This is a genomic window from Mesorhizobium sp. YR577 (assembly GCF_900116595.1).
Taxonomy (GTDB): Bacteria; Pseudomonadota; Alphaproteobacteria; order Rhizobiales; family Rhizobiaceae; genus Mesorhizobium_M.
Genome location: NZ_FPBI01000074.1, coordinates 1 through 1,163 on the forward strand (window position 1 = coordinate 1; position 1,163 = coordinate 1,163).

Here is a 1,163-nt window from a genome sequence, read left to right on the forward strand (position 1 = left end):
GCGCGTGCTAAGGCACGTATCTCTTGGCCGGAGCTCGAAGATCTATTGCTCCTTCCGGATCGGGAAGAAACTCCGGTCCCACAACCCTTACCTTGCGTTCAGGCTCGAGGGGACGGGCCGTCATTTCTCCGCTCTCTTGTGTTCGGACAGTCACGTCCTTTGCCTGGTCGTCTCCCAACTCCGTCGATATTTTCGGATCAACCGGTGGATCCGGTTCCTTGACAAGAGCAGCGGCTGGACTGGTCGAAGATGTGGCCTCGTTCGACGGTGCGGTCTCGGCAACGGCTTCCGAACTGCCCTGCCCGTCGCAGCTACAGTTTGCTGGCCGCGCCAGGCTTTCTCGTCTGTACAGATACGCCGTAGGCATTTCGGAATATGGCTTGCCATTGACGACTGAAATCATGTCGGCGGACTCGTTGCGGATATCCGGTGCCTCCTCCCCCTCTTTGACCTCCTCGACCATTTGCGCATCGTTTTCCTGAAAGAAAACCTGCATTTCGGTGCCCGGGCACATGGCTTGGCAATTCCGAAGATCGCGCGAGAACTGACGCCGGGACGACGCGAAGGACATTGGGAAATAATAGCCGTCGCATGTCCGCACACAGACGGTCCGATATTCACCAGGGATGGATTTCCCAACTGGCACGCTCTGCCGCGTTTTTGCCTTGGCTTGTTGCGATTTCGATCGCGAAGTCGAGCGCTGAACTGGCCTGGCCTTGCGCTGCTCGCGAGGCTCCACGGTGCGATTGAGTTTCTGATCGGTGAGGTAGTTTCCGCGGTCCGAGTCACCCACCAGGATTATCGGAAGCTGTTTCGTGGAAGTTTCGCTGCCACCGCCTGCACTGAACTCTGTGCTGCTGTCAGAAGCGGCTGTTTGTTGGCGCAGTATCCCGGCGTCGGCGAAGGCTGGCGCAATCCAAAGACAGACACACGCCGCAATTGCGAGCCCAATTCCGTTCGATGCGGCCATCATAAGCCCTCCGAAACGTACTTCTCAGCAAAGGCTATATGCTAACATATGTTAGTTTTTGGTTTCCAATGTCAACTGATCGTGTCATCTTTGTCACGCGGCGGACCTGAAAGGATCGCCATTGGCCGGCGTGGTCCACCCCTCATCCTCCCCGACTGCGCCGGCCTTTCATCGGAGTAATTGGGCGTCCGAC

General features: G+C 57.4%; 1 protein-coding gene. It reads right to left on the reverse strand.

What is annotated here, in order from left to right:
- Positions 1–7: 7 nt before the first annotated feature.
- Positions 8–970 (reverse strand): DUF2865 domain-containing protein, encoded by a 963-nt coding sequence (locus BM413_RS32385; RefSeq protein WP_210189025.1) that lies wholly within the window; start codon positions 968–970, stop codon positions 8–10.
- Between the last annotated feature and the right edge of the window lie 193 nt (positions 971–1,163).